The 25,266-nt window shown below is 64.1% G+C and carries 31 protein-coding genes and 1 riboswitch; of the genes, 5 read left to right on the top strand and 26 right to left on the bottom strand.

From position 1 onward, the window contains the following. Positions 1-6 precede the first annotated feature (6 nt). The 19 genes from ureG to cbiE form a co-directional block, all read right to left on the bottom strand. Positions 7-633: an urease accessory protein UreG gene (ureG, locus tag FD715_RS09585; RefSeq protein WP_147108735.1), complete on the bottom strand. Its 627-nt coding sequence runs from the start codon at positions 631-633 to the stop codon at positions 7-9. Next, on the bottom strand, positions 630-1,259 hold the full coding sequence (locus FD715_RS09580) for an urease accessory protein UreF (RefSeq protein ID WP_147108733.1): 630 nt from the start codon (positions 1,257-1,259) through the stop codon (positions 630-632). Before FD715_RS09580 ends, ureG begins: the two co-directional genes overlap by 4 nt. Then, positions 1,256-1,711 (bottom strand): urease accessory protein UreE, encoded by a 456-nt coding sequence (gene ureE, locus FD715_RS09575; RefSeq protein WP_147108730.1) that lies wholly within the window; start codon positions 1,709-1,711, stop codon positions 1,256-1,258. The genes FD715_RS09580 and ureE overlap by 4 nt, the downstream gene beginning before the upstream one ends. 16 nt (positions 1,712-1,727) lie before the next feature. Then, positions 1,728-1,898 carry a hypothetical protein gene (locus tag FD715_RS22495; protein WP_189799450.1) on the bottom strand — a complete coding sequence of 57 codons (171 nt, stop codon included), beginning with the start codon at positions 1,896-1,898 and terminating at the stop codon, positions 1,728-1,730. Positions 1,899-2,075: 177 nt separating this feature from the next. Beyond that, positions 2,076-2,672: a hypothetical protein gene (locus FD715_RS09570; protein ID WP_147108726.1), complete on the bottom strand. Its 597-nt coding sequence runs from the start codon at positions 2,670-2,672 to the stop codon at positions 2,076-2,078. A gap of 8 nt (positions 2,673-2,680) precedes the next feature. Next, positions 2,681-4,441, bottom strand: coding sequence for an urease subunit alpha (gene ureC / locus FD715_RS09565; RefSeq protein WP_147108723.1), 1,761 nt, complete (start codon positions 4,439-4,441; stop codon positions 2,681-2,683). Between the two features lie 122 nt (positions 4,442-4,563). Continuing rightward, a complete protein-coding gene (locus FD715_RS09560) occupies positions 4,564-4,914 on the bottom strand; it encodes a lysozyme inhibitor LprI family protein (protein ID WP_223274813.1) in 351 nt (116 codons plus the stop codon). Then, a complete protein-coding gene (locus tag FD715_RS09555) occupies positions 4,898-5,293 on the bottom strand; it encodes a carboxymuconolactone decarboxylase family protein (RefSeq protein ID WP_147108717.1) in 396 nt (131 codons plus the stop codon). The genes FD715_RS09560 and FD715_RS09555 overlap by 17 nt, the downstream gene beginning before the upstream one ends. After that, a complete protein-coding gene (locus FD715_RS09550; protein ID WP_147108714.1) occupies positions 5,293-6,114 on the bottom strand; it encodes a cyclase family protein in 822 nt (273 codons plus the stop codon). The genes FD715_RS09555 and FD715_RS09550 overlap by 1 nt, the downstream gene beginning before the upstream one ends. Positions 6,115-6,144: 30 nt before the next feature. Further along, positions 6,145-6,450: an urease subunit beta gene (locus FD715_RS09545; RefSeq protein ID WP_039684375.1), complete on the bottom strand. Its 306-nt coding sequence runs from the start codon at positions 6,448-6,450 to the stop codon at positions 6,145-6,147. Then, complete coding sequence (locus FD715_RS09540; protein ID WP_147108712.1) at positions 6,447-6,611, bottom strand: LPXTG cell wall anchor domain-containing protein; 165 nt, start codon at positions 6,609-6,611, stop codon at positions 6,447-6,449. Before FD715_RS09540 ends, FD715_RS09545 begins: the two co-directional genes overlap by 4 nt. Before the next feature lie 28 nt (positions 6,612-6,639). Beyond that, positions 6,640-6,942 (bottom strand): urease subunit gamma, encoded by a 303-nt coding sequence (locus FD715_RS09535; protein WP_076628231.1) that lies wholly within the window; start codon positions 6,940-6,942, stop codon positions 6,640-6,642. 3 nt (positions 6,943-6,945) lie between these two features. Next, positions 6,946-7,776 (bottom strand): urease accessory protein UreD, encoded by an 831-nt coding sequence (locus FD715_RS09530; RefSeq protein ID WP_147108709.1) that lies wholly within the window; start codon positions 7,774-7,776, stop codon positions 6,946-6,948. A gap of 97 nt (positions 7,777-7,873) precedes the next feature. Then, positions 7,874-8,614, bottom strand: coding sequence for a precorrin-6A synthase (deacetylating) (cobF, locus tag FD715_RS09525; protein ID WP_147108706.1), 741 nt, complete (start codon positions 8,612-8,614; stop codon positions 7,874-7,876). Between the two features lie 5 nt (positions 8,615-8,619). Continuing rightward, a complete protein-coding gene (gene cobA, locus FD715_RS09520) occupies positions 8,620-9,339 on the bottom strand; it encodes a uroporphyrinogen-III C-methyltransferase (protein ID WP_147108703.1) in 720 nt (239 codons plus the stop codon). Next, positions 9,336-10,649, bottom strand: coding sequence for a cobyrinate a,c-diamide synthase (locus tag FD715_RS09515; RefSeq protein ID WP_147108700.1), 1,314 nt, complete (start codon positions 10,647-10,649; stop codon positions 9,336-9,338). The genes cobA and FD715_RS09515 overlap by 4 nt, the downstream gene beginning before the upstream one ends. After that, complete coding sequence (cobM, locus tag FD715_RS09510; protein WP_147108696.1) at positions 10,636-11,430, bottom strand: precorrin-4 C(11)-methyltransferase; 795 nt, start codon at positions 11,428-11,430, stop codon at positions 10,636-10,638. Before cobM ends, FD715_RS09515 begins: the two co-directional genes overlap by 14 nt. Continuing rightward, positions 11,427-11,783: a cobalamin biosynthesis protein gene (locus FD715_RS09505; protein ID WP_147108693.1), complete on the bottom strand. Its 357-nt coding sequence runs from the start codon at positions 11,781-11,783 to the stop codon at positions 11,427-11,429. The genes cobM and FD715_RS09505 overlap by 4 nt, the downstream gene beginning before the upstream one ends. Continuing rightward, entirely contained in the window at positions 11,780-12,991 is a 1,212-nt protein-coding gene (cbiE, locus tag FD715_RS09500; RefSeq protein WP_147108690.1) for a precorrin-6y C5,15-methyltransferase (decarboxylating) subunit CbiE, read from the bottom strand. The genes FD715_RS09505 and cbiE overlap by 4 nt, the downstream gene beginning before the upstream one ends. On the opposite strand from cbiE, the gene FD715_RS09495 reads away from it, so the two are divergent. Further along, positions 12,990-13,745 carry a cobalt-precorrin-6A reductase gene (locus tag FD715_RS09495; RefSeq protein ID WP_147108687.1) on the top strand — a complete coding sequence of 252 codons (756 nt, stop codon included), beginning with the start codon at positions 12,990-12,992 and terminating at the stop codon, positions 13,743-13,745. The two genes, cbiE and FD715_RS09495, sit on opposite strands and share 2 nt — an antisense overlap. On the opposite strand, the gene cobJ is transcribed toward FD715_RS09495, so the two are convergent. The 7 genes from cobJ to FD715_RS09460 are packed head-to-tail and all read right to left on the bottom strand — an operon-like array spanning position 13,718 to position 21,641. Next, entirely contained in the window at positions 13,718-14,470 is a 753-nt protein-coding gene (cobJ, locus tag FD715_RS09490) for a precorrin-3B C(17)-methyltransferase (RefSeq protein ID WP_147108684.1), read from the bottom strand. The two genes, FD715_RS09495 and cobJ, sit on opposite strands and share 28 nt — an antisense overlap. Then, the gene (gene cobI / locus FD715_RS09485; RefSeq protein WP_147108681.1) at positions 14,467-15,207 is read right to left on the bottom strand and encodes a precorrin-2 C(20)-methyltransferase; all 741 of its coding nucleotides are present in this window, start codon (positions 15,205-15,207) and stop codon (positions 14,467-14,469) included. Before cobI ends, cobJ begins: the two co-directional genes overlap by 4 nt. Positions 15,208-15,212: 5 nt before the next feature. Then, the gene (locus FD715_RS09480; protein ID WP_147108676.1) at positions 15,213-15,842 is read right to left on the bottom strand and encodes a precorrin-8X methylmutase; all 630 of its coding nucleotides are present in this window, start codon (positions 15,840-15,842) and stop codon (positions 15,213-15,215) included. Between the two features lies 1 nt (position 15,843). Continuing rightward, positions 15,844-16,938 carry a cobalamin biosynthesis protein CobG gene (locus tag FD715_RS09475; RefSeq protein WP_223274812.1) on the bottom strand — a complete coding sequence of 365 codons (1,095 nt, stop codon included), beginning with the start codon at positions 16,936-16,938 and terminating at the stop codon, positions 15,844-15,846. Then, entirely contained in the window at positions 16,935-20,168 is a 3,234-nt protein-coding gene (gene cobN, locus FD715_RS09470) for a cobaltochelatase subunit CobN (protein ID WP_147108673.1), read from the bottom strand. Before cobN ends, FD715_RS09475 begins: the two co-directional genes overlap by 4 nt. A gap of 12 nt (positions 20,169-20,180) precedes the next feature. Beyond that, positions 20,181-21,263 carry a cobalamin biosynthesis protein CobW gene (gene cobW, locus FD715_RS09465; protein WP_147108670.1) on the bottom strand — a complete coding sequence of 361 codons (1,083 nt, stop codon included), beginning with the start codon at positions 21,261-21,263 and terminating at the stop codon, positions 20,181-20,183. A 3-nt stretch (positions 21,264-21,266) separates the two neighbouring features. Then, positions 21,267-21,641: a DUF1636 domain-containing protein gene (locus tag FD715_RS09460; protein WP_147108667.1), complete on the bottom strand. Its 375-nt coding sequence runs from the start codon at positions 21,639-21,641 to the stop codon at positions 21,267-21,269. 85 nt (positions 21,642-21,726) lie between these two features. Further along, positions 21,727-21,938: riboswitch (cobalamin riboswitch) on the bottom strand. A gap of 81 nt (positions 21,939-22,019) precedes the next feature. Between FD715_RS09460 and FD715_RS09455 the strand changes: the two genes are divergently transcribed. From FD715_RS09455 to FD715_RS09440, 4 genes are all read left to right on the top strand, one after another. Further along, complete coding sequence (locus FD715_RS09455; RefSeq protein WP_147108664.1) at positions 22,020-22,628, top strand: HAD family hydrolase; 609 nt, start codon at positions 22,020-22,022, stop codon at positions 22,626-22,628. A 67-nt stretch (positions 22,629-22,695) separates the two neighbouring features. Further along, the gene (gene cobO / locus FD715_RS09450; RefSeq protein ID WP_147108661.1) at positions 22,696-23,307 is read left to right on the top strand and encodes a cob(I)yrinic acid a,c-diamide adenosyltransferase; all 612 of its coding nucleotides are present in this window, start codon (positions 22,696-22,698) and stop codon (positions 23,305-23,307) included. Positions 23,308-23,346: 39 nt separating this feature from the next. Further along, a complete protein-coding gene (locus FD715_RS09445) occupies positions 23,347-23,820 on the top strand; it encodes a metal-dependent hydrolase (RefSeq protein ID WP_147108658.1) in 474 nt (157 codons plus the stop codon). Then, positions 23,817-25,262, top strand: a complete 1,446-nt coding sequence (locus FD715_RS09440; protein WP_147108655.1) for a cobyric acid synthase — start codon at positions 23,817-23,819, stop codon at positions 25,260-25,262. Before FD715_RS09445 ends, FD715_RS09440 begins: the two co-directional genes overlap by 4 nt. Positions 25,263-25,266 lie beyond the last annotated feature (4 nt).

Below are 25,266 nucleotides of genomic sequence, written 5' to 3'. Positions count from 1 at the left end.
ACCCGGTCACGCAGGTGTCAGGCCCAGCCCCGACAACGCCCGGATGTGCCCGATAATCTCGTCCACGCCCTTGCCGTGGCGCAACGCGGCAAAGACAAAGGGTCGCGCGCCGCGCATCCGTTTCGCGTCTCGCTCCATCACCTCAAGCGACGCGCCCACATGGGGGGCAAGGTCGGTCTTGTTGATGATCAGCAGGTCGGACTTGGTGATGGCCGGGCCGCCCTTGCGCGGGATTTCCTCGCCCGCTGCCGTGTCGATGACATAGAGCGTGATGTCAGCCAGCTCCGGCGAGAATGTGGCCGACAGGTTGTCGCCTCCGCTCTCGATCAGGATGGCTTCCACATCCGGGTGCCGCTCCCGCATCTCGGCCACGGCAGCTAGGTTGATCGACGCATCCTCGCGAATGGCCGTGTGCGGACAGCCCCCGGTCTCGACGCCGATGATGCGATCTTGCGGCAGGATCTGACGGCGCATCAACTCCTCCGCATCCTCCTGCGTGTAGATGTCGTTGGTGATCACCCCGATGGAATGCTGGTCCTTGAGGGCAGCAGCAAGCGCGGCGGTGAGCGTCGTCTTGCCCGCGCCCACGGGACCACCAATACCGATGCGAAGCGGGCCATTGAGCTGTGTCATGTGCGAAAAATCCTCGGTTGCAGGGTTTCGTGGCGCATGGCTGCAATATCGGCAGCAAAGCTGGCGGATGAAAGGGCCTCCAGCGGGGTTTTCCCGGCGTCTTTTGCAGTCTCCGCGATGACGGGGGACAAGGCAGCCAAAATGGTCTGCCCGTCGGTTTGCCCAAGGGGCAGGGCGCGCTGAGCCATGGACACAAGGTTTGATGCAAAGGCATGCAGGTAGAGTGGCACCGTCTCGGCGAGAGGAATGTCCACCGCGCGCGCCGCAGCACCCACAGCGACAGGATAGGTCAGACCAGCAATCTCGATCCCCCAGACCGCACGGGCGGTGTCGCAGAACGCCGCGCCTTGCAGGTCGGTCTCCTTCAACCGCTCGGCTCCGGCGGCAAAGGCGCGGGCTGCTGCGTCCACATCCGCAGGATCGTCTGCGCGATAGCTCGCCGCAAGCAAGACGGCATCTGCACGCCCCGAACCATGCTCCAGCAGATCACGCAGCCACTCCCGTAGCGTGTCCGCGTCCTTAACAACACCATCGGCAATCACCTGCTCCAGCCCGTGCGAATAAGCAAACGCCCCGACCGGAAAGGCCGGAGAAAGCCACTGCATCAGGGTCAGCGCATGGCTCATGAGTGGCTATGGGAGTGATCGTGGCCGTGGGTACGACCGTGGCCATATGCCCCGCCTTCGGGCGTAAATGGCTCGACAACCTCGCGCGTGCTGGCCCCAATCTTGGCGAGCATGTCGGCCATCACGTGATCGCGCTGGATTAGCAGGCGGGAGTCCTCGATCTGGCATGGGGTGTGACGGTTGCCGATGTGCCAGGCGATGCGGTGCAGCTTGTCGCCGGTGACTTCGAGAAGCGGTTCGGGTGCGGCCTCGATCCGGATCTCAGCCTTGTCGGTGGTGATCAGCGCCCCGCCATGGTCCAGAGATGTGGTCTGTGGCAGGTCGACCAGCAGTTGCGCTCCAGAGGCTAGGGTCAGCACCTTTCGCCGCAGGAAGCGGTCCTCATAGGTCAGCGACACATGGTCGGCTGCGTCGCCGTGCGTGTGATCGTGGTAGTGTTGGGCGGTCAACATGGGGTAGCCCCCGTTCTTACGACCAATCCCCGTTGATCATGATCTGCCGCGCGGCCTCGCGCCGTTTCAATCCGCGCGCTTTGAGTTCGGCATCGCTGAGGGCATAGACGGCCTGCGTTTGCACCAGGGCGCCGTGCGGCAGGCTGATGCGGGACAGAAAAGCGGCGATCCGCTGGAAGAGGGTCATGGGACACCTGTTTTGTTTCTCCCTTGGTAATTTAAGCTTTGCCGTTGCTTTGGTCAGACGTGTAGGCGCATGGCAGGGTTTCTGCACACGCATACCCAAATGCCTTGATGCAGGTATGCCAGTCCGCGTTTTGCATCACCTGATGTGAGGGCCGGATGTTGACCAAAAGGTAAGCAATCATGGCTCCAACGCCTTGATCGAAACATAGTCATAGCGGTCGTCGTAGTCGTTGCCGCGAGACGCAGCCAGATAGCTGATGCCCAATTCCGGAAGATAATGCAGTTCATCCGTCCCGGTCTCTTCCTCACCCTCAAGGCGGTAGCGATAGGTGATCGGGATCATCTCGTAAAAGCACGCGCCATAGCCCTGTCTGCGTGATGTGCCGAACGTGTAGCTCTGGATTTCCCGGTCGAGCCCACCCGACGATAGGAGGGTAGCCTCTACGTTCCAACCACCTCCACCGGCAGGATCGGGCATCTCGCCGGGGCGTAAAGGATAGGTGAAAGTTTCGCGCGTGCTGGGGACAAGCGCGTTACTCTCAACTTCGATTATGCTGAGAATATAGATCCCCTGGCTCAGCGAAACTTGCGTCGCCTCTCCAGGCTCATAGTAGAACGTCGCCTCGATGACTGCGTCAGAGATGCGGCGGAACGTCTCCCACTCGCCACTGGCGAGTTCGAACCGGACACCAGTATCCAGATCAGCCGAAGTGGGGCAGGCCATCGCTGTCCCCGGCAGCGCAAGCAAACATGCGAGTTGAGCGATCCGTGCCATGAACATCTTCAAAACAGAAAATACCGCTGCGCCATCGGCAGCACTTCAGCAGGCTGGCAGGTCAGTAACTCCCCATCCGCTCGCACCTCGTAGGTCTCGGGATGCACCTCAACCTCTGGCGTCGCGTCGTTCAGCTTCAGGTCCTTCTTCCCGATGTTCCGCGTGTTCTGCACAGCCACTGTGTCCTTCGCCAGACCAAGCGCCGCGCCAACCCCTTCGGCCTGTGCTGCTGCCGACACGAATGTCACGGCAGAGCGTTCGACCGACCGGCCATAGGCTCCGAACATGGGCCGGGTATAGACCGGCTGCGGCGTCGGAATGGACGCATTCGGATCACCCATCTGCGCGCAGGCGATGGTTCCGCCCAGCAGCACCATCTCGGGCTTCACCCCGAAAAACGCTGTGTTCCACAGGCACAGGTCCGCCCGCTTGCCCACTTCGATGGAGCCGATCTCGTGGCTGATCCCATGCGCAATTGCTGGGTTGATGGTGTATTTCGCAATGTAGCGGCGCACGCGCGCGTTGTCGTTGTCGCCCGTCTCCTCGGGCAATGCGCCGCGCTGCTTCTTCATCTTGTCGGCGGTCTGCCAGGTGCGGATGATGACCTCTCCCACACGGCCCATGGCCTGACTGTCGGACGCGATGATCGAAAACGCACCCATGTCGTGCAGGATGTCTTCGGCCGCGATGGTCTCGCGCCGGATACGGCTCTCGGCAAAGGCGACGTCTTCGGGGATCGATTTGTCCAAATGGTGGCACACCATGAGCATATCGAGATGTTCTTCGAGCGTGTTCACCGTAAAGGGCCGCGTCGGGTTGGTGGAGGAGGGGAGCACATGCTCCTCCCCGCAAATCTTGATGATGTCCGGTGCGTGCCCGCCACCCGCGCCTTCGGTGTGGAAGGCGTGGATCGTGCGGCCCTTCATGGCGGCGACCGTGTTCTCTACAAACCCGGACTCATTCAGAGTGTCGGTGTGGATCATCACCTGCACGTCCATGTCGTCCGCCACCGACAGGCAGCAGTCAATCGCGCCCGGCGTCGTGCCCCAATCCTCATGCAGCTTCATTGCACAGGCGCCTGCCTTCACCTGCTCCTCCAAGGCGGCAGGCAGCGAGGCGTTGCCCTTGCCCGCAAAGGCCAGGTTCATCGGAAACGCATCGGCGGCCTGCAACATTCGGCCCAGATGCCAAGGCCCTGGGGTCACCGTCGTGGCCAGCGTGCCGTGCGCAGGTCCGGTCCCGCCACCCAGCATTGTTGTCAGACCAGAATGCAGAGCGTCGTCAATCTGTTGCGGGCAGATGAAGTGGATATGGCTGTCAAAGCCCCCTGCGGTCAGGATCTTGCCCTCCCCCGCAATGGCCTCCGTCCCCGGCCCGATGATGATGTTCACACCGGGTTGCGTGTCGGGATTGCCCGCCTTGCCCACGGCGGCGATGCGCCCGTCCTTCAGACCCACATCGGCCTTGTAGATGCCGGTCCAGTCCACGATCAGCGCATTGGTGATGACAGTATCAACGGCACCCTCGGCCCGCGTCACCTGAGACTGCCCCATCCCGTCGCGGATGACCTTGCCACCGCCAAACTTTACCTCTTCGCCATAAAGCATGGCGTTGTCGCCACTGCCGCCCGTGGCCGCTTGGCCTGCAGCTTCGGCGGTCAGGTCACGCTCCACCTCGATGATCAGGTCGGTGTCGGCGAGACGCACCTTGTCGCCCACGGTGGGGCCAAACATGGCGGCATAGTCGCGGCGGGAGATGGATGTGGGCATGGATCAATTCCGTTCGTTTGGGGCGCGTCCGGCCAATGGAAGCGCGTTTCCAATTGATGCAGTGCCGGCCAGTGTGGGACACACCGCAAAGACAGCGCCAGGCTGTGAGAAGCTCGGCCGCGTCATGGCTGCATCAATTCCTGCAGTTCATACGTGCGCGTCAACGTGACCCTGTTCAGGCAGTCGTACCAGATCAGGGGCTGGATGCTGCCGCCGCCATAGGGTGCAATCTCCGCCGAACAGGTCGCATCCCGGTAGGCTAGCCATTTGCGCTGCGCATCCAGAAGCAGAGGGCCAGCACCCACGCTGTCCATATAGCCTTTGACCTGAGGCCAGACCGCATTCAGTTGCGCATCGGATTGCGCATAACGTGCCGCGGCACATTGGTTGATCTCGATCTGTGTCTGACCAGGGCAGGCGGCCTGGGCCATCCCGGCGACGCAAAAGAACGCAACGCTAAGCCAAAAACGCATCATCCACCTCAACTTGCATAGCTGTCACCAACCCATTGGTCTGCATCGCCATGCCAATGACCCCAAGCAACTCCCCGTACTGCGCCTCTGACATCCCCTTGGCCCGCGCCGCTGCGGTGTGGGAATGAATGCAATACTCACACCCGTTTGCCACGGACACAGCGATGTACAGCATCTCCTTGACCAGTGGGTCCAGTTCCCCCGGTCCTATCACCTCTTTCAACCGACCCCATGTGGCGGCCAGCAACGCCGGATCATGCGCCAATGCCCGCCAGAAGTTGTTGATGTACTCGGTCCCCCGCACCGCACGAATATCGTCGAAAACGGCCAGCACCTCGGCGCTGGCCTCCTCGTCCGATATGAGCGGCAGGGTTGCCATCAGACCATCGCAAAGATGCGGGCCGGACCACCGGTGCCGCCGACATGGTTGGGCGCACCCACGACAAGGGTCGCTCCGGCAGCAGGGACCTGATCCAGACCCGCCAGATTCTCGATGCCGTAGCGCCCGCTCGGCAACCACGCATAGTGGGTGGCAAAGTCCGGCGACGGCCCATGATCAAGGGACAGCGTATCCACCGCCATCGCGACGGCAGTCGTCTCCTCCAGCAGCATCTGCGTCGCTTCGATGTGGAAGCCGGGGAAGTGCTTTACGTCGTTCGCGTCATTCCCAACATAGGCCGCCGCATCGCCCGACTTCGCCGCCCAGCCGGAATGCATGGCAATGCACGCCTTGTCGGGAATGTCGCCATTGGCTGCGATCCATGCCTTCAGATCATCCGGCGTTACTTGGGCATCAGCATCTTCTGCTGCCTTCGCCGCGATATCCACGACGCACAGCGGGATCACCAGATCACTGACCGGGATTTCGTCGACCGATGTGCCATCCGCTGAAAAGTGCAAAGGGGCATCAATATGGGTGGCCGTATGCTCGTTCACGGCAAGGTTCATCAAGTTGAAGCCATGTTCGGCAAAGTTGAAACTCTGCTCCATCGAAATGCCGGGCACACCGAAAAAGGTGGGGAAGTCGGGGCTCAGCTTGTGGCTCATGTCCACGACGCCACCATGTCCCGCCGCCATGGCCGCAGGGGCTGCAGCCATCCCGACGGTTGCCGCCGCTCCGACAGCAGCGCTCGCCTTGAACAGATCACGCCGCGACAGCATCCGATCCTTGACCGCGTTCATCACACATACATCACACATGGGTCTCTCCTCCCGTTGGGGTTGCCCTGCTCAAAGGTCGCCCATCACCTGCTGGTTAAATCCATACACCTTTCGCGCCCCGCCGATGGGAATCAATTGAACATCACGCGCCTGACCGGGTTCAAAACGCACCGCAGTGCCTGCTGCGATATCCAGTCGCATCCCACGCGCCGCATCGCGATCAAACTCAAGCGCCGCATTCGCCTCACCGAAATGATAATGGCTGCCCACTTGCACGGGGCGGTCGCCGGTATTGGCCACATGCAGCGTGATGGCGTGAACGCCAGTGTTCAGTTCAATGCTGCCGTCAGCGGGTATGATTTCGCCGGGGATCATTTGCGCCGCCACATGATCACTGCGGCCACCGCGATCAGCGCCAGACCCATAGCAACGAGCCACGGCTCTGATCCGTGCGGATGCGTGTGGGGTCCGGGGTGGGCCAACGCCGGGGTCGCCATGACCAGCGGGGCGGCGAGGGCGAAACGTAATGCTTTCATGGGTATTTCTCCTTGGGTTGGCAGCGGCTCAGCGGATTGGATTGTGCACGGTCACCAATTTGGTGCCGTCGGGAAAGGTCGCCTCGACCTGCACGTCGTGGATCATCTCGGGCACGCCTTCCATGCACTGGTCGCGGGTGATGACCTGCGCGCCCGCCTCCATCATATCGGCGACGGAGCGTCCATCCCGCGCGCCCTCGACCACCGCGTCGGTGATCAGGGCGATGGCCTCGGGGTGGTTCAGCTTGACGCCGCGCGCCAGCCGCTTGCGCGCCACCTCGGCGGCCATGGCGACCAGCAGCTTATCCTTTTCGCGGGGGGTGAGTTGCATGGGTTAAAGTCTCCAGCAGATGGGCAGATGACCACCCGTGAGGTGATCGAGAATGGGCAAAAGCGTCTTGCGTAGATGATAGCCGGACGGGGCAAGGGCGCGCAGGACAAGCGTGTCGTCGGTCAACAGGCTGGCACCGCCTGTCTCGGGCAAACGGGCGCGGATGGGATCAAGCTGCGCCTCTGCGTCCGGCGCGACATAGGTCAGGCTGACCATGGCTGTCGCACCGCCCCCGATGGCCGTGCGCGCCATCTGTGCGGTCATGTCGCCGGACAGTGACCAAGCATCCAGCACCAGCGGTGCGCCATCGCGCCTGACCTCGATCCGGTCCGAAAATTGCCCCTGCACGGCGTCCTCGCCCATGGCGATCCTGCCCAGACACATCGGCTCAACAATCAACGCGCGGGCCGAGGGGGCCAGATCGCAGGACAGGCGGCGCGACATCGCGCAGCCGTCAAAGATCAGCGTCTCCTGCGGCAACCACCAAAGAGTCGCGTTCTCTTCCACAGTAAGGCGGGTCTCGACCCGCCCCACCTCACCCGGCTGTGCGCGATAGGCCCGCTCGCAGGCCTGCGTGGTCATCGTCAGATGTGTGCCTGCACCGGCGGTAGCGGCGTAGTCGAAGCGGTCGCCGCCCGTCACGCCGCCCGACGTGTTCAGCAGCACGGCTGTCATGCCACGCGCGGCCCTTGGAAAGACGGCCTTCGCCGCGCCCTGTTGGTAGAGCCCGTCAATCACGGTGCGCCCGTCAACTGGCTTGGTCGACAGCCGAACAGAGCCGATGGCGCGCGGTTGCGCAGGCGTTGCAGCAGTGAGGGGTAGGTGGGCAGTCATTCAGGTTCGCGGCAGCTCAAGTCGCCCGATATGACCATTCTTGAACGCCTTCGGCTAGTCCTTCGGCCAAATGCCTGAAATTTCGCCGAAAAAGCGCCTATTTTTCGGGCAGTTGCCGGAGCAGATAGGTGTCCATGATCCACCCATGCGCCGCCCGCGCCTTGGCCCTTCGTGCAATGATCCGCGCCGACACATCCGCGAGGCGCCCGTGTTCCAGGATCTGCTCAGGCATCCCCAGATACGCCCCCCACCAGATGTCAAAGCGCGCTCCATCGAGGCTCTGGAACGTACAATCGCCATCCAGCATCACCACCAACGTCTCGCACCCCTCAGGCCAGCCGTGATCCCGCAAGCGCCGCCCGGTCGAGATCGTCACGGGCGCGTTGAGCGTATTGAGCGGGATCGCATGCGCCGCCGTCAGCGCCTGAACCGAGGTGATCCCGGCAACCACCTGTATCTCCGGCTTCGGCTCCAACCGCGCCGCGATGCGCAAGGTGCTGTCATAAAGCGAAGGATCTCCCCACACGAGCAGCGCAACTTTGCGGGCCTTGGGATGCTGCGCCATCGTCTTGGTCCAGATCCGCGCAATCTCGTCATGCCAGGCATCCACGCGCGCGATATAGGGCAGGCTGTCGTCGCGCACCGGCATATCAAATAGGGCGACCGTGGCGTCATCGCGCACATCCAAGATGATCTGTGTGCGCAGATCGGCCAGATCGCCTTTGCCTGCGCCTTTGTGCGGCACCAGAAACAGATCGGCCTCGGCCATCACTCGGCGCGCTTCGCCGGTCAGGTGATCCGGGTTGCCCGTGCCGATACCAATCAGAAAAAGCTCCAAGGCAATTACCCCTCCGCCAGCGCCCCGTAGAGGATCAGGGCAGGGGCATCGCTCACCCCCTCTCGCAGCCGTGCGGCCAAGTCTGCTACACTCATCCGGTGCAATGCCTGCGCGTCAGTTGACACCCCTTCAGCGAGCAGCGCCGGGGTGTCCCCCGGCAACCCGCCATCCATCAGCATCTCCGCCAACGCGGGAAAGGTCCGCTGCCCCATAAACACCACCGTCGTCGCCTGCGGATCGGCCAGCGCTGCCATGTTCAGATCTTCCGGCAACGCCCCCCGCACATCATGGCCCGTGATGAACTGCACCCGCCGCGCAGTAAGGCGCCGCGTCAGGGGAATGCCCGCCGCCGCCGCCGCCGCACAGGCCGAGGGCACGCCGGGAATGATCTCGTATTCAATGCCCGCCGCCTTCAGCGCGTCGGTCTCTTCCTCCAGTCGGCCAAAAGTGCCGCCATCACCCGACTTCAGACGCACAACGCGGGCGTTCTCCTGCGCATACTCCACCAGCAACTGGCTCACATGATGCTGCTTGGGCGACGGGCGACCGGCCCGCTTGCCCACGCCGACCAGATCGGCCCCACTACGTGCATGGGCCAAAATCGGCCCGGCACTCAGGTCGTCAAACAGCACCGCATCGGCCCGCTTCAACCGGTCCACGGCCTTCAGCGTCAACAACTCCGGGTCACCGGGGCCTGAGCCCACGAAACTGACAAACCCCGTCATCCCGCCTCTCCGGTGATGAGGTGAAAGAACGTGCCGGTCACATGACCCTTGCGCGATCCGGTCTCGGGCACCGGATTGCCGTCGGCATCTGCCACTTGGGCCAAGGGTTCATCCGGCTCATCCAGAATGGTCGTGTAGTGAAATTCGTGCCCGCGCAGCGCCGCACCGGCGTCAAACCCCGGCATAGGCGCATCCAGCACCGCCCGACGATAGCCCAGATGGAACTTCCGCTTTTCAAAGCTGGTTTCAAGCCCAAACAGCCCGGTCATCTCGTGCCGCGTGCCGTCCTTGTCCGTCAGCCCCGCACCCAGCACCATGTAGCCGCCGCATTCGCCATGCACGGGCCGGGTCTCGGCATGTTTGCAGAGCCCGGCCTTGAAAGTGGAAGCCGCCGCCAGCGTCTCGCCATGCAATTCGGGATAGCCGCCGGGCAGCCAGACGAGGTCGGCGTCTTCGGCCGGTGCCTCATCCGCCAGAGGCGAGAAAGGCGCGATTTCAGCGCCTGCCGAGCGCCAACCCTCCAGAAGATGCGGATAAGTAAAGGAAAACGCGGCATCACGGGCCAGCGCGATCTTCTGCGCAGGTGGCTTGGGCAGCGGATGCGCGTCAGGCGCAGGGCCAGCCTGCGCCGCCATTCTGATCGCGTCCAAATCAACATTCTCGCGCAGGAACCCCGCATACCCGGCAATCGCTGCCTCAAGGTCAGGGTGCTCCACCGCCTGAATCAGCCCCAAATGGCGCTCGGGCAGCTTCAGATCACCGCGCCGGGGCAGACTGCCCAGCACTTTCACACCCGCGCGCTCCATGCCTAAGCGCGTCAGCCGCTCATGCCTCGGGCTCGCGACCCGGTTCAGGATAACTCCGGCAAAGGGTAGGTCGGGATTGTAGCTCTTGAACCCCAGTGCCGTGGCTGCTGCCGATTGCGCCTGTCCACCCACGTCGATGACCAGCACCACAGGCCAACCCATGGTCAACGCCGTCTCCGCACTCGATCCGAACCCCGACTGACCGCGCGTGGCAACCCCGTCGAACAGACCCATCGACCCCTCGGCTACGCAAATATCCGCGCCGTCCATCTGCGCGGCAACGCCACCCAAGAGCGTCCCGTCCATCGCCCAGGTGTCTAGGTTGAACGACGCCCGCCCTGCGGCAGCGAGGTGAAAGGCCGGGTCAATATAGTCGGGCCCCGACTTGTACGGCTGCACCACCAGCCCATCATCCCGCAGCGCCCGCAACAGCCCGAGCATCACAGTTGTCTTGCCCGTTCCAGACGCTGGCGCAGAGATCATCAGCCCCCTAATCATCGCCATGGCTCCAGCTTGCCCAAGGGCTGTCTGCACTTTGCGGTCGATAGCGCCGGTCGTAATCCGTTGAATAAAGGCAGCTTTCGTCGAAACTCTCCGCCCCGATGGCGCGACCCACAAGGATCAGCGCCGTGCGACTGATGCCCTCGTGCATAGCGTCTTTAAGCGTCGACAGGGTGGCATGAATGATCTGCTCATCCGGCCAGCTTGCACGGTAGACAACCGCCACGGGGCAGTCCGTGCCATACGCAGGTGTCAAGTCCGCAATGACCTGATCCAGATTGCCGATGCTCAGGTGGATGGCCAGCGTGGCACCCGTGGCGGCAAAGTTGGTCAAGGTCTCACCGTCCGGCATGGACGAGGCCCGCCCCGGCGTCCGCGTCAGCACCACCGACTGCGCAACGCCCGGCAGCGTCAGTTCTGCCCCAAGTGCCGCTGCCGCTGCCGAGAATGACGGCACGCCCGGCGTCACGGTGAACGGAATGCCTGCCGCTTTGATCCGGCGCAACTGCTCGCCCATGGCCGACCAGACCGACAGGTCGCCCGAATGCAGCCGCGCGATGTCCTGACCTGCTGCATGAGCCGCCTCGATCTCCACCATGATCGCGTCAAGATCCATGGACGCGGTGTTTACAATCTTCGCACCCTCAGGGCAGTGGTCGAGGATGGCTTCGGGCACCAGCGACCCGGCATAAAGGCAGACGGGGCAGGCCGCGATCAGGTCGCGTCCCCGCAGGGTCAAAAGGTCGGGCGCACCGGGGCCCGCGCCGATGAAGTGAACGGTCATGTGTCTGGTCCTTGAGCTATGGCGCAGGTCGCCATGCGGTCATTTGAGATAGTGCGCGGCCCGATGAGCGTGGCACCCGGCCCCGCGGCAGCAAGTGCCGTGGCCTCCGCCACGCTGGGCATGCCTTTTTCCGCGCTGCTGCGCCCTGACTGCGTCACTGTCGTCTGTGCCTTTGCATCCACATCGCTGACGGCGATCATCTGAATCCCTTTGGCTCTGGCGAAAGACTGCAACGCAGAGGCCTTCGCCTCAAGCGTCGCCACCGCATCCGGCGTCACGTCATGCTGCGCCAAAGCATCTGCAAGGCTGGCAGCCGTAGCCTTGGTGCTAAATCCGAACCCGGCCACGATCATCGCGAAAGGCTCCACTGCACAACCGGGTAGGCCGATGCCCAACCGCGCTTCGGTCCCAGCGGGGACACATGGCTGAGCGCGATGCGCATCAACTCGCCGCCATGCTCGGCCTGTGCTGCAGCCAACAGCGCCTCACCCTCCAAAGTGACCGCATTCACGACAAGCCGCGCATTTAAAGTGAGCACCTTGTCCAACACATGTTGAGACAATCCCCCGCCGATAAAGATCGCATCCGGCGCGCGCAATCCATCCAGCGCGTTTGGTGCCGCGCCCTCGGCAACGTCAAGACGATGCTCCACCCCAAGCTCCTCCGCGTTCTTCCGGATGCGCGCCGCCCGATCCGCGCGTGGCTCGATCGTCGTTGCCGTCATCGTTGGATGCGCCAAAAGCCACTCCAGCGCGATGGAGCCCGAGCCACCCCCGATATCCCACAGATGCTCGCGCGCTTTGGGGGCGAGGGTTGACAGGGTGATCGCGCGGATAGGGCGTTTGGTGATCTGCCCGTCGCTTTGAAACGTGTCGTCGGCCTGACCGGTCGCGACGCTCAGAGCAGTGCCGTTTCCAGCCACCTCAATGGCCACACAGACCGGATGCTCAAACGTGCCCGCGACCGCATCAGCGCGACACGTCGTAAGGCGGTCCTGTGGCCCGCCGAGGTGCTCCATCACATGCAGCGTGCTGTCGTTGAAGCCCCGCGCGACGAGGTAGCTTGCAAGCTCTGACACGGCCTCACCGTCGCGTAGCGTCACAATCAGTCGTGCGCCGGGCGTAAGGTGGCGGCGCAGGCGGGTCATGGGCGCGGCGTGCAGGCCAAGACAGGTGGTCTTTTCCAGTGCCCATCCCAGCCGCGCGGCGGCAAGGGAGAAGCAGGAAGGGCCGGGCAAGGCGGTCCATTCGGAGGTGCCGAAGCTGCGGGCGATGACGGAGCCCGCGCCGAACCAGAAGGGGTCTCCTGAGGCGAGAACAACGACCCTTTGTCCGCGCAGGGACGCGAGGAGGGCGATGCCGTCGGCGAAGGGGACGGGCCAGGGGATGAGATCTGTCCCCGCGGGGACACTTGTGGCTAATGCGTCGTTAACCACGAGATCTAGGTGGCGTTGCGGGGCCATGATGACGGCTGCCGCCGTCAGTGCGTCTTGACTTGCCTGGCTCAGACCGGCAACTCCGTCCTCGCCTATGCCGATGATTGTGAGCCAGGGGTCAGACATGCGTGCCAATCTTTTGATCCTGGGCGGAACGACCGAGGCGACCGCGTTCGCTAACGCCGCTGCTGAGAAGGGCTTGACCGGGACGGTCAGTTTTGCAGGGCGTGTGGAGCGGCCCAAGCGGCAGCCCTTGCCGCAGCGGATTGGGGGCTTTGGCGGCATCGCGGGCCTTGTCGCGTACCTGAAGGCGGAGAAGATCAGTCATGTGATCGACGCGACCCATCCCTTTGCCGCGCAGATGAGTGGCAACGCGGTGGCTGCTTGTGCGCAAGCTGATGTACCGCTCATGGCCCTGACCCGCGCGCCTTGGACGGAGCGGGACGGTGACCGCTGGACCCATGTGCCCGATATTGCAGGTGCTGTTGAGGCACTGAAACAGCCTGCTCAGAGGGTCATGCTGGCGGTGGGGCGGATGCAACTCGCCGCGTTCGCGCCGAACCCACAGCATTTCTATCTTTTGCGGCTGGTTGATCCGCCGAAGGATCTGCCGCCCTTTCCGGACCATCATGTGCTGGTGTCGCGCGGGCCGTTTACTGAAGGCGACGATCGGGCTTTGATGGAGGAGCACCGGATTGATCTGGTGGTGTCCAAGAACGCGGGCGGGACCGGGGCCTATGCCAAGATCGCGGCGGCGCGCAGCCTGGGCCTGCCGGTGATCATGATCGACCGGCCTGCTGTGCCGGAGCGGCGCGAGGCGCATAGCGTGGACGAAGTGATGGACTGGCTGCGTCATTCCGGCGTCGACCTTGGGGTGTAGACCAGCGGCGGGCCGCAACGTGTGATGATCCGAGTGCGGGACGAGCCGACAAGGACCATGGTACGCATGTCGGCCATGTCCGGTGTTGTTTCGGGCAGAGGGACGATTTTGATCTCTTCGTCGGGGCGCGTGACGTTGCGGGCGAAGATGACAGGGCGGGTGTCGCCACATGCCTCTTTCAGCACGTCCAACGTGCGCACGAACCCCTCGGGCCGCGACTTGCTGCGTGGGTTGTAGAAGGCCATGGCGAAGTCGGCCTCGGCGGCGAGGCGCAGGCGCTTTTCGATCAGGTTCCACGGTTTGAGGTTGTCGCTGAGGTTGATGGCGCAGAAGTCGTGGCCCAAAGGTGCGCCGCAGCGGGCGGAGGCGGCGAGCATAGCGGTGATGCCGGGCAGGACGGAGATGTCGAGATTGCGCCAGTGGGCGGGGCCTGCTTCGACGGCTTCAAAAACGGCAGCGGCCATGGCAAAAACGCCGGGGTCGCCGGAGGAGACGACAACGACCTTGCGCCCTTCGGCGGCCATCTCAAGCGCATGGCGCGAGCGGTCGATCTCGACCCGGTTGTCGCTGGCATGCAGCGTCAGGCCGGGGCGTTCGGCGATGCGCGCGAGATAAGGAATGTAGCCCACGATGTCCGTCGCCTCGGCCAGCACGTCCGACACTTCGGGCGTGATGAGCGCGTCATCCCCTGGCCCGAGGCCCGCGATGCGCACCCAGCCGGTCACGGGCGGCGGCCCTGTCCGTGGACCACGATGATCGAGAAATAGGGGGTCACCTTACCCCCGGCCTCGCACAGCTTTTGCACGTTCTGGTTCGGCATAGCGGCATATTCGATCAGGTAGGCGTCTTCGAACTTGCCTGCCCGGCGCAGGGCGCTGCGCACCTTGTCGATGTTGCGCCCGATTTTCATCACCACCAGCGCGTCGGCTTGTTCCATGCGGTCCACGAGCGTGTCTTCGTCGAGCGTGCCCATCAGGATCGTCAGGATGTCGTCGCCCCAAGTGATGGGCGCACCCGTCGCTGTCCATGCGCCCGACATGCCGGTGATGGCGGGGACGACTTGTACCGGGACATGTGGCTCAAGCCGTGTGTAGAGGTGCATGAAGGAGCCGTAGAAGAACGGGTCGCCTTCGCACAGGACAACGATGTCTTCGCCTTGTTCCGCAAGGCCGCGCAGGTGGGCGGTGCAGTCGGCGTAGAAGGCCGACATGATTTCGTTGTAGCGCGGGTCGGTCAGCGGGATTTCGGTGGTGACCGGGTACTCCATCGGGAATTCGATGGCGTGGTCGGCCAGCATGCCGTTCACGATGCGGCGTGCTTGACCGGGGCGGCCTGCCTTGCGGAAGAAGGCGACGTGCTTGGCGTTCCGCACCAGCCGGTCGGCGCGGACGCTCAGCAGGTCTTGCGCGCCGGGGCCGAGGCCTACGCCGTGGATGGTGCCGGGGGTAACTGGGCTGCGCATCGCAGTTATTCTTTGCGGCTTGCGATGGCGTTGACGGCAGCGACGGTGATGGCGCTGCCACCGAGCCTTCCCTGCACGATGCAGCAGGGGACGGGTTGGTCGGCCCAGAGGGCGTCTTTGGATTCCACCGCGCCGACGAAGCCCACGGGGCAGCCGATGATGGCGGCGGGGCGGGGGCAATTGGGGTCTTCGAGCATGTTCAGGAGGTGGAAGAGCGCCGTCGGGGCGTTGCCGATGGCGACGACGGCGCCTTTCAGGTGGGGTCGCCAAAGTTCGAGCGCGGCGGCGGAGCGGGTGTTTTGCATCTCTGCGGCGAGCTCGCGGACGCCGTCGTTGTGGAGGGTGCAGATCACCTCGTTGTTGGCGGGCAGGCGGGGGCGGGTGATGCCTTCGCTCACCATGCGGGCGTCGCAAAGGATAGGCGCGCCCGCTTCGAGGGCGGTGCGGGCGGCTTGGACGAAGCCGGAGGAAAAGTGGCAGTGCTGTTCCAGCCCTACGAGCCCGGCGGCGTGGATCATACGGACGGCGACCTGTTCTTCGTCTTTGTCAAAGCGGTCGAGGTCGGCCTCGGCCCGGATCGTCGCGAAGGATTGCAGGTAAATGGCCGCGCCATCGGTTTCGTATTCGTAGGGCATTTTAGCTCGCTGGCGTCAGGAGGTCGGTGGCCGTGAGGCCGGTCGCGCGCGGGGCATCCCATGGATGACCGTTTTCCACAAGGTCGAACGTGCCGTCGTTGCCCACGAGCGTGGTCGCGGCGCGGCGCGGGTGGGCGCAGCCCTTCGCACAGCCGGAGATGTGGAGGCCGGGTTTGGCCAGTTTGCGGGCGAGGTGCCGCGTGTCGACAGTGGCAGACGCGCAGGCGGGTGCGCCGGGGCAGGCGTGGGTGTACAGCAGCGGATCGTTTGCGTCGGTGATGAAGCCTTGTGGCGCGCAGGGTTTTGCGTTTTCGAGGATGAAGAGGCGCCATGGCGTGACGCGGAGGGCTGTGGCTTGGCTGTCTTGCAATAGGGCGGCTAGGGTGGCGGCGTCGATGCTGCCGAAGGGGGCGCCGTAGGTGGTGCCTCCGGGTTGCAGCGGTTGTGCTGCTTGATTGGGCGCCGTGTCTTGCCAGTCGTCGGGCAGCGGTGTCGATTTCAGGTGTTTGGCCATGCGACCCGCGGCTGCACCGTTTGTGTCGAGGAACCAGTGGGCGAGGTGGAGGAGGGCTTGGGGCGCTTCGGCTTCGCTGATCGCTTGGCCGTTGGGGGCGCCGTCGGCGCGCAGGATCAGGCTGGTTGCGCTGCGTTCGAAGCGGAAGTCGGCGGAGGTGTCAGCCAGTGTGGGCTGCGGGCCGGTGTCGATGGCGATGCCCATTTTGGCGGGCAGCGTGGGCATCTGTGGCAAGGTGTCGATGATGGCGGCGTGGAGGCGCGTTGTGAGGTCTCCTTCCTGCCAGAGCGGGGTGGTGACGATGTTGCGTTTGGCTTCCTGCTCGGGCGTGGTGTCGATCAGGTCAAGGGAGTGGAGGGCTGTGAGGACGGTTTGGTGGTCGTCTTCGTTGATCCCGCGCATCTGCAGGTTGGCGCGGCTGGTGAGATCGATGATGCCGTTGCCGTGGGACTGAGACAGCGTGCAGAGGCCGAGGATCTGGTCGCGGGTCAGGCGCGCCAGACGGGGGCGGATGCGCATGATCAGACCGTCGCCGGACATCATGGCGCGCCAGGCGCCGGGGCACCACCCTTTGATACTCATTGCGCCGCCTCCAGGCTGGCGCGGATGGAGTTGCGGCGGGTGTGCCAGAGGCCTGCAGCATCCAGCGCGGCGAACTGGTCTTGCATGGCTTGATAGGCGCCGGGGTTGGCGTCTTGGAGGAAGGCCGCGACTTCGGGATCGCCGAGGGTTGCGTCGTGGTAGGCGTCGAAGAGGTGTGGGCCGACGACACCAGCCAGGTGGGCGAAGGACGCCATATGGTCGAGGGTGGCGGCGATCTCGGCCCCGCCGCGGAAGCCGTGGCGCATCATGCCTGCGAGCCAGTTGGGCTGCGTCGCGCGGGCCTGAACGACGCGCGCGATTTCTTCGGGCAGCGTGCGGGCGCGGGGGCGGCCGGGCTGCGTTGTGTCGAGGTGGTAGAGAGAGGCTTTGCCGCCTGTCACTGCTTGCGCGGCTGCAAAACCTGCTTCGTGGGCGGCGTAGTCGGAAGCCAGCAAAACATCGGTTTCGGGGAGGTCCTGCAGGTGGACGAAGCTGTCGGCGGCGGCGACGCGGGCGCGGATTCCGGCCTCATCCTTGACAGTATTCGGCCCGTCTAGGGCGTAGGCGGAGGCGGCGAGCCAGGCTTGGCCTGCGGCGGTACGGGCCTCCTCCGTGAAGGTTTCGATGTCTGCGCCCATGCCGAGGCCGAAGCTGCCGGGGGCGGGGCCATAGACGCGGGCCGTGGCAGCATTGCCTGCGTAGGGGTTCCAGTCCGCGGCTTCGTCGCGCGCAGCAAGGGCGCGGACGGCTTGGCCGAAGAGGGCGGAGAGTGTCGGGAATACGTCGCGGAAGAGGCCAGAGACGCGCAGAGTGACGTCGATGCGGGGGCGGTCGAGGCCGGTGATGGGCAGCACTTCGATGCCCGAGACCCGTTCGGAACCTTGGTCCCAGACAGGTTTGACGCCGAGCAGGTGAAGGGCCATGGCGAATTCCTCGCCTGCGGTGCGCATGGTGGCAGAGCCCCAGAGGTCCACGATCAACCCGCGTGGCCAGTCGCCTTCCTCTTGCAAGTGGCGGCGGACGAGTTCTTCGGCCAGTTTCACGCCTTGTGTATAGGCGGTGCGGGTTGGCACGGAACGCGGATCGGTGGTGTAGAGGTTGCGGCCCGTGGGCAGCACGTCTCGCCGCCCGCGATGGGGCGAGCCGGACGGGCCGCCGGGGATCCGCTTGCCATTCAGAGCGTCGATCAGGGCGGTGCGTTCGGTGTCGGCGCCTTGGCCCCAGATGTGCAGGCCGTCGCCAAACTGGCTTTCCTTGATGTCGCAGACGAAGCGGTCGATGCGGGTGATCGCCTCTGCCGAACACGCCGCACGGTCGAGGCCGAGATCGTTTTCGACACCGATGGCCTGCGCCTCCGCTCGGATGTCCTCTTGCAGCCGGTCGCGGCGTTTGGGGTCGAGGCCGTCGGCGTTTGAGAATTCGTCAAGCAGGGTTTCAAGCCGGACGAAGCGGTCTGGCGTGGTACTGTTTTTCATTGGTGGGGGCAGGTGGCCGAGAGTGACGGCACCGATGCGGCGTTTCGCCTGGGCGGCCTCGCCGGGGTCGTTGACGATGAAGGGGTAGATGACGGGCAGGGTGCCTATGAGCGCCTCGGGCCAGCATTTGTCCGAGAGCGCCACGGATTTGCCGGGCAGCCATTCGAGTGTGCCATGCGCTCCGATGTGGACCAACGCTTGCGTTTGGGTCTGGAGCCAGAGGTAGAAGGCGGCATAGGCATGGCGCGGGACGCGGGAGAGGTCGTGGTAGTCGTCGTCGCGTTGCTTTGGGTTTCCCCTTTCAGGTTGCAGGGCGATCAGGACGTTGCCCCGGCGGGTCGCCTTGAAGTGGAAGTGGCCCGCGTCAGTGTCCGTTTCGGGGTTGCCCCAAGCAGTGGTGAGGTCGTCTTGCAGGGATTGAGGCAGGCGGGCGAGGGCGGTTTGGTAGTCTGCCAGCGGCCATCGGATCGTTTCGGTTTCAAGCGCCTGCGTGATGGGCGTCGCATCGGTGTCGTGGCCCGCGTCCTTGAGGTCGGACAGGATGGCCTCGGTTGAGGCCAGCGCGTCGAGGCCAACGGCGTGCGCCATGTTCCAGTCTTTGCCGGGGTATGTGCTGAGCACGAGCGCGAGGGTGCGGTCCCGCGCCGGGGTGGCGGCGAGGTCGGTCCAAGCTTTGACGCGGTCAGCCACGGCCTCGATGCGCTGTAGGTCTGCGGCGTGGGCGTAGCGCGCGAATTGCAGGGCCTCGTCGCGGGCCTGCGGTTCTTTGAAAGAGGCAACACCACCGAAGAGCCGCCCGTCCACTTCCGGCAGGACCACGTGCATGGCCAGGTCAGTGGGGGAGAGGCCGCGTTCGGCTTCTGCCCATGCGTCGCGGGTTGAGGTGGCAAGGGCTATCTGGAAGACTGGCACATCGCCTGCGTCGAGCGGGGAGGAGCCGTTGGCGCCGATGCCCGAGAATGCGGTGGCGTTGACGATGGCGCTCGGCTTCAGGTGTGCGATCTGGCGGGCCATCCATGCCGCCGGTTCTGGGGCCTTGAGCGAGGGGGCAAAGAGGCCGAGGACGCGGAAGCCGCGTTTGCGCAGGGCGGCGAATGTGGCCTCGATGGGTGAAAGGTCGGCGGCAGCGAGGTAGGCGCGGTAGAAGGTGACGACGACGAGCGGTTTGTCGTCGGTGACTTGGATTATGGGGCAAGATACACCGTCTTCGGGGGTCCATGCGCCAACAGCTGGCAAGGCTTTGGCGCCTTTGACGGGGCCAGCGTAGAGGCCTGAGGCCAGCGCCATTTGGGCAAGGGCAGCTTGCGCCGCAACAGCACCGCCGGTGTCGCAGAGATGGGCAAGGCGGCGGAGGGTGGAGACGGGGAGGGTTGAGACCTCGTCCAGCCTTGGGTCAGGGCGTCCGTCGGCGGGCAGGACGGCGAGGGCGATGCCTTTCTGACGGCACAGGGCTTCGACTTGTTGGAGGCCGTAGGCCCAGTAGGGCACGCCGCCGATGAGGCGGATCAGGATGCCTTTGGCACCCTCTAGCGTTTGTTCAATGTAGGTGTCGACGGACAGTGGGTGTTTGAGGCCCACGAGGTTGGCGAGCCGAAGTGTCGGCAGCTTACCGTCCGCCCTGTGATACGCCGCCGCGAAGGCCCCGAGGTCGCTATCGGAGAAGGACAGCACCACCAGATCCGCGGGCGTCTGCCCCAGATCGGTGGGTGTCTCGGTCTCTTCAAGCCCATGGCTTTCGCGGAAGACGATGTGCATCGGGGGCGGTTCCTACTCGGCGGCTGCCGGAACATCCGTCAATGCGCCGCGGATCGCTGCCGCATTCACGTCGTCATGTTCGGCAATCACGACCAAACGCCCTTGGCGCTGTTCGTTCGGGCCCCAAGGGCGGTCGAACTGGTGGCGGACGCGGGCACCGACGGCCTGGACCAGCAGGCGCATGGGTTTGCCGGTGACGGCGGCGTAGCCTTTGACGCGCAGAATGTTCTGGGTCTTCGCCATCGTCTCGATCCGGGCGACAAGTTGCGCGGGGTCGTCCACTTCGGGGATGTCGATGATCACGCTGTCAAAGTCGTCGTGGTCATGGTCGTGATGGTGGTGGTCACCATCGTGGTCGTGGTAATGTTCGTGATGGCTGGGCCGGGCGTCCATGTCGTCTTCGGCCGCCGCCTCAAGGCCCAGTATGATGCGGGGGTCCACGACGCCCTCGGCCACTTCGACGACGGGCAAGGGGCGGGGGGCCTCGGCGGCGATGATTTCCTTGGTTCTGGCGACGCCATCAGGGCCGGCGAGGTCGGGCTTGGTCAGCAGGATGATGTCGGCGCAGCTGATCTGGTCTTCGAACACTTCCGACAGCGGGGTTTCATGGTCGAGGCTGTCATCCGCTTCGCGCTGGGCATCGACAGCGGCAACATCGGGGGCGAAGCGGCCTGCGGCAACCGCTTCGGCATCGGCAAGGGCAATCACGCCGTCCACGGTGATGCGGCTGCGGATGTCGGGCCAGTCGAAGGCTTTGAGCAGGGGCTTGGGCAGGGCGAGGCCGGAGGTTTCGATCAGGATGTGCTCGGGTTGCGGGTCGAGGGCCATGAGCGCCTCGATCGTCGGGATGAAGTCGTCGGCCACGGTGCAGCAGATGCAGCCGTTGGCCAGTTCCATGATGTTTTCGGCCGGGCAGTCGGGGATGGCGCAGCTTTTGAGGATGTCGCCGTCCACGCCCACGTCGCCGAACTCGTTAACCACGATGGCGAGGCGTTTGCCCTGCGGGTTCTGCATCAGGTGACGCACGAGGGTTGTCTTGCCCGAGCCGAGAAAGCCCGTGATGACGGTGACGGGGGTCTTGTTCAGGTTGGCCATAGATCAGAACTCCTGTGGAGGGATGCGGGCGATGCAGTTTTTGCGGAAATGTTCGGGGCGCTCGCGCCAGGGGACGAGGCCGTCGGAGGTGGCGGCGTATTTGGAGACCCCTTCGACGACCATGTCGGCGTCGCGGTCTTCCATCAGATTGCCGTAGACGTAGGTCCAGCGGTTTGCGCCGCCGCGCACTGCGACGGAGCAGCCGGAGGAGCAGTTGGACAGGCATTCCACGGCTTTGAGCGTCACTCCCTCCGGCATGGTGCGGTTTGCTAGCTCGGCATAGAGCGCTTCGCCGGGGCGTGTGCCGTCTTCAGGCACGTCCAGCTCGCGGCGGCATTTGACGCAGACCAAGAGTTCTACGGGGGGCAATTCGGCCATCTCATTTCCCAGTCGCGGGGACGGCATGGCAGATGGCGGGCGGCGAATGGCCGTGGTGTCCCGACACCCGGCACACCCCGTCCGGTTTCGTCCTTCTTTGGCTGGCAGGTCTCCCGGCTTGCGGATCCCGAGGCGTTCGCCTCTGCGGCTGCCCTGCCTTCCCGGCCTTATGAGCCAGTGGCGTGGAGCACCCTTTCCGGTCACGGTCGCGGGGGCGGCTGCGTTTGGGCCTTGCGACCCGTGGCATTCCCTTTTCACCCACAGCGAACCGCGGGCACCAACACGACTGTAGTGCGGGGCGGGGCAAACAGAGTCAAGCGTGATCGGGATGGTGACGGGACGGCTTCCCTTCTATCTTGGTCGCAAACGGAGCGCGTCATGTCACTAAAGATCATTGTCTGGGATTTTGATGGCGTGTTGAACGCCAACATCGTGGATGGCCGGTTTGTCTGGGCTGATACGCTGATGGAGGATTGGGGCATTGAGCTTGCCGCATTGGCGGGTCACCTGTTCCATCCGGATCGGCTTGCGGGGATCATGCGCGGACATGTGGACCTGCGGGCGGAGTTGGCGGCGTGGCTGCAGATTGAGGGGCACGAGGTCGATGCGGATGAATTCATGGCCTATTGGTTTGCAAGGGACGCTTTGCCGGACGGTGAGGTGTTGGCGCATCTAAACCGACCTGATGCGCGCCATGTGATTGGAACGAACAACGAGCCACGGCGGGCGAGCTATATCGAAGAGCAGATGGGCTTTGGAAAATTGGTCGAGCGCATCTTTGCCTCTGGCCGGATCGGGCATGCCAAGCCCGACGCCGCGTATTTCGAGCACATTGAAGCGTGGAGCGCTGCGCCACGCGCGGCCCATATCCTCATCGACGACACCAAGCGCAATGTCGATGCGGCGCAGGCGAGGGGTTGGGAGGCATTTCATTTCACTGATCAAAGCCGCGCCGGGCTGACCGCATTTCTGGATCGGGTGATGTAAGCGCCGACACCTCTGGCACCCACCGCAAAATGATGGCACCAACAAGAGTGAAACCCCGGAGGACGCCATGGACGACATCACCGAACGCCACAACGCCAAGATGAAAAAGATCAAGGCGGCCCGCGACAAGATGATGGAGACCAAGACCGAGGAGAAAGGTCTGATCATCGTCCATACCGGGCCGGGCAAGGGCAAATCCTCGTCCGGGTTCGGGATGATCATGCGCTGCATTGCCCATGGGATGCCGTGCGCTGTCGTGCAGTTCATCAAGGGGAACTGGGATACGGGCGAAAAGACATTCCTGCGCGAGAAATTCAGTGATGAATGCAGGTTTTTTGTGTCGGGAGAGGGGTTTACCTGGGAAACGCAGGACCGTGAGCGTGACATTGCTGCGGCCGAGAATGGGTGGCGGATCGCAAAGGAACAGATCCTCGACCCGGAAATCCAGTTCGTCCTGCTGGATGAAATCAACATCGCACTGCGCTACGACTACCTGGACATCAATGAAGTGGTCGACTTCCTGATGACCAAAAAGCCCGAGATGAGCCATGTCGTGCTGACCGGGCGCAATGCGAAGCCGGAACTGATCGAAGCGGCAGACCTTGTCACCGAGATGACGCTGGTCAAGCACCCGTTCAAGGATCTGGGTGTGAAGGCACAGAAAGGTGTCGAGTTCTAGCAAGGGCGCACGGCACGTGCGCCTTACCAGGGGACGCCCATGATCATTGGTCACGCACCTGCGGGTTACCTGCTGGCGTCTGCGCTCGACAATGGCTTTTTCCGTGATCCGGTGATGTTCTGGGCGATCATTGTTGGCTCCCTCGCGCCGGATCTGGATGTGCTGTGGTCTTTCGCGGTGGATGGTGCCGCGTCCTATAGCCACAACTATCTGACCCATGATCCGACCCTGTGGGCGGTCATGCTGTTCTTTGGCGTCGTACTGACGGCGCGGGTGCTGATCGGCGTAGGCCTCGGGGCGCTTTTGCACATGGCGCTCGATACGATCACGGGGCCTGTGTCCTGGGGCTGGGGCTCTTTTTCCTTCGCCGGACCTTTGGTCGCTGTGCCCGGCGCGACGGACAATTGGTACATCGCCTCAGTTCTGCATTGGACCATCTTTGTCGAGCTTGCGTTGTGGTCGGTCACCGGTGTCGTCTTTGTCGCGCGCCGCAAGCTGGAGCCTATGGAATGACGGCGCTGATGCTCCAGGGCACCGGGTCGAACGTCGGCAAGTCGATGCTGGTGGCGGGCCTGTGCCGGGCGGCGGTCCGGCGGGGGCTGGCGGTGGCGCCGTTCAAGCCGCAAAACATGTCGAACAACGCTGCCGTGACCGTTGACGGGGGCGAGATTGGCCGGGCGCAGGCCTTGCAAGCGATGGCCAGCGGGCTGGAGCCGCATACGGACATGAACCCTGTGCTGCTGAAGCCAGAGACTGACGTGGGCAGCCAGGTGGTGGTGCAGGGCAAGCGGCTGACAACCGTCAAGGCACGGGAGTACGCAGCCCTGAAACCTTCCCTGATGGCGCCGGTGCTGGACAGTTTTCACCGCCTGCAGGCGCGCCATGACCTGGTGCTGGTCGAAGGGGCGGGCAGCCCGGCAGAGGTGAACCTGCGCCCCGGTGACATTGCAAATATGGGGTTTGCCCGCGCAGCAGACTGCCCCGTGGTGCTGGCCGGTGACATCGACCGCGGCGGGGTGATCGCGCAGATCGTGGGCACGCAGGTGGTGATTGATCCTGACGACGCGGCCCTGATCCGCGGTTTTCTGATCAACCGTTTTCGCGGCGATCCGCGCTTGTTCGACGATGGCTATGCGCTGATCGAAGAGCACACCGGCTGGCGTGGGTTCGGCGTCGTGCCGTGGTTCACTGACGCGTGGAAACTACCCGCCGAGGACGCGCTGGACATTGCCACGCCCGCGCGCCCGGATGGCTTGCATATCGTCTGCCTCAAGCTGTCGCGCATCGCCAATTTCGACGATCTGGACCCGCTGGCGCAGGAACCGGGTGTGCGCCTGACCATGCTGCATGCGGGTCAGCCGCTGCCGGCCGATACGGATGTGGTGATCATTCCCGGCAGCAAGTCCACGCGTGGCGATCTGCAATTTCTCAAGGCGCAGGGCTGGGACGAGGACGTGCGCGCCCATGTGCGGCGCGGCGGTCATGTTCTGGGCATCTGCGGTGGGTTTCAGATGCTGGGCCAGGTTGTGGATGACCCGGATGGGATCGAGGGGCCGGCAGGCGCGACCGAAGGAATTGGGTTGCTGGATGTGCAGACGGTCATGTCCGACGACAAACGCCTGACCACGGTTGAGGCGGTACATGCGCTCAGCAGGCAGCGGTTTCAGGGCTATGAAATCCATATCGGGCGCAGTGACGGCCCGGACCGCGCGCGCCCTTTTGCACAGGTTGCGGGGCAGGATGAGGGTGCGATCAGCGCCGATGGCCGTGTGGCAGGCAGCTACCTGCACGGCATGTTTCGCGATGACGGGTTCCGGCGCGCGTGGCTTGCAGGGTTTGGGGTGAGCCATGGCAATGCGTCTTACACCGCAACGGTCGAGGCAACGCTCGATGCACTGGCGGATCACCTTGAAACTCATCTGGACGTGGACAAGCTTTTGTCTTGCGCGCGGTAGGGCG

The organism is Tateyamaria sp. syn59 (genome assembly GCF_007995245.1).
In the GTDB taxonomy this organism is placed as follows: Bacteria; Pseudomonadota; Alphaproteobacteria; order Rhodobacterales; family Rhodobacteraceae; genus Tateyamaria.
The sequence above is the reverse complement of the archived record's forward strand: the minus strand, read 5'-3'. Positions and strand labels throughout refer to the sequence as shown.

Excerpts from the sequence above, each read along its gene's own strand:
- ureG (WP_147108735.1), bottom strand. The coding sequence starts at position 633 with ATGACACAGCTCAATGGCCCGCTTCGCATCGGTATTGGTGGTCCCGTG.
- FD715_RS09580 (WP_147108733.1), bottom strand. The coding sequence starts at position 1,259 with ATGAGCCATGCGCTGACCCTGATGCAGTGGCTTTCTCCGGCCTTTCCG.
- ureE (WP_147108730.1), bottom strand. The coding sequence starts at position 1,711 with ATGTTGACCGCCCAACACTACCACGATCACACGCACGGCGACGCAGCC.
- FD715_RS22495 (WP_189799450.1), bottom strand. The coding sequence starts at position 1,898 with ATGACCCTCTTCCAGCGGATCGCCGCTTTTCTGTCCCGCATCAGCCTG.
- FD715_RS09570 (WP_147108726.1), bottom strand. The coding sequence starts at position 2,672 with ATGGCACGGATCGCTCAACTCGCATGTTTGCTTGCGCTGCCGGGGACA.
- ureC (WP_147108723.1), bottom strand. The coding sequence starts at position 4,441 with ATGCCCACATCCATCTCCCGCCGCGACTATGCCGCCATGTTTGGCCCC.
- FD715_RS09560 (WP_223274813.1), bottom strand. The coding sequence starts at position 4,914 with ATGCGTTTTTGGCTTAGCGTTGCGTTCTTTTGCGTCGCCGGGATGGCC.
- FD715_RS09555 (WP_147108717.1), bottom strand. The coding sequence starts at position 5,293 with ATGGCAACCCTGCCGCTCATATCGGACGAGGAGGCCAGCGCCGAGGTG.
- FD715_RS09550 (WP_147108714.1), bottom strand. The coding sequence starts at position 6,114 with ATGTGTGATGTATGTGTGATGAACGCGGTCAAGGATCGGATGCTGTCG.
- FD715_RS09545 (WP_039684375.1), bottom strand. The coding sequence starts at position 6,450 with ATGATCCCCGGCGAAATCATACCCGCTGACGGCAGCATTGAACTGAAC.
- FD715_RS09540 (WP_147108712.1), bottom strand. The coding sequence starts at position 6,611 with ATGAAAGCATTACGTTTCGCCCTCGCCGCCCCGCTGGTCATGGCGACC.
- FD715_RS09535 (WP_076628231.1), bottom strand. The coding sequence starts at position 6,942 with ATGCAACTCACCCCCCGCGAAAAGGATAAGCTGCTGGTCGCCATGGCC.
- FD715_RS09530 (WP_147108709.1), bottom strand. The coding sequence starts at position 7,776 with ATGACTGCCCACCTACCCCTCACTGCTGCAACGCCTGCGCAACCGCGC.
- cobA (WP_147108703.1), bottom strand. The coding sequence starts at position 9,339 with ATGACGGGGTTTGTCAGTTTCGTGGGCTCAGGCCCCGGTGACCCGGAG.
- FD715_RS09515 (WP_147108700.1), bottom strand. The coding sequence starts at position 10,649 with ATGGCGATGATTAGGGGGCTGATGATCTCTGCGCCAGCGTCTGGAACG.
- cobM (WP_147108696.1), bottom strand. The coding sequence starts at position 11,430 with ATGACCGTTCACTTCATCGGCGCGGGCCCCGGTGCGCCCGACCTTTTG.
- FD715_RS09505 (WP_147108693.1), bottom strand. The coding sequence starts at position 11,783 with ATGATCGTGGCCGGGTTCGGATTTAGCACCAAGGCTACGGCTGCCAGC.
- FD715_RS09495 (WP_147108687.1), top strand. The coding sequence starts at position 12,990 with ATGCGTGCCAATCTTTTGATCCTGGGCGGAACGACCGAGGCGACCGCG.
- cbiE (WP_147108690.1), bottom strand. The coding sequence starts at position 12,991 with ATGTCTGACCCCTGGCTCACAATCATCGGCATAGGCGAGGACGGAGTT.
- cobI (WP_147108681.1), bottom strand. The coding sequence starts at position 15,207 with ATGCGCAGCCCAGTTACCCCCGGCACCATCCACGGCGTAGGCCTCGGC.
- FD715_RS09480 (WP_147108676.1), bottom strand. The coding sequence starts at position 15,842 with ATGCCCTACGAATACGAAACCGATGGCGCGGCCATTTACCTGCAATCC.
- FD715_RS09475 (WP_223274812.1), bottom strand. The coding sequence starts at position 16,938 with ATGAGTATCAAAGGGTGGTGCCCCGGCGCCTGGCGCGCCATGATGTCC.
- cobN (WP_147108673.1), bottom strand. The coding sequence starts at position 20,168 with ATGCACATCGTCTTCCGCGAAAGCCATGGGCTTGAAGAGACCGAGACA.
- cobW (WP_147108670.1), bottom strand. The coding sequence starts at position 21,263 with ATGGCCAACCTGAACAAGACCCCCGTCACCGTCATCACGGGCTTTCTC.
- FD715_RS09460 (WP_147108667.1), bottom strand. The coding sequence starts at position 21,641 with ATGGCCGAATTGCCCCCCGTAGAACTCTTGGTCTGCGTCAAATGCCGC.
- FD715_RS09455 (WP_147108664.1), top strand. The coding sequence starts at position 22,020 with ATGTCACTAAAGATCATTGTCTGGGATTTTGATGGCGTGTTGAACGCC.
- cobO (WP_147108661.1), top strand. The coding sequence starts at position 22,696 with ATGGACGACATCACCGAACGCCACAACGCCAAGATGAAAAAGATCAAG.
- FD715_RS09445 (WP_147108658.1), top strand. The coding sequence starts at position 23,347 with ATGATCATTGGTCACGCACCTGCGGGTTACCTGCTGGCGTCTGCGCTC.
- FD715_RS09440 (WP_147108655.1), top strand. The coding sequence starts at position 23,817 with ATGACGGCGCTGATGCTCCAGGGCACCGGGTCGAACGTCGGCAAGTCG.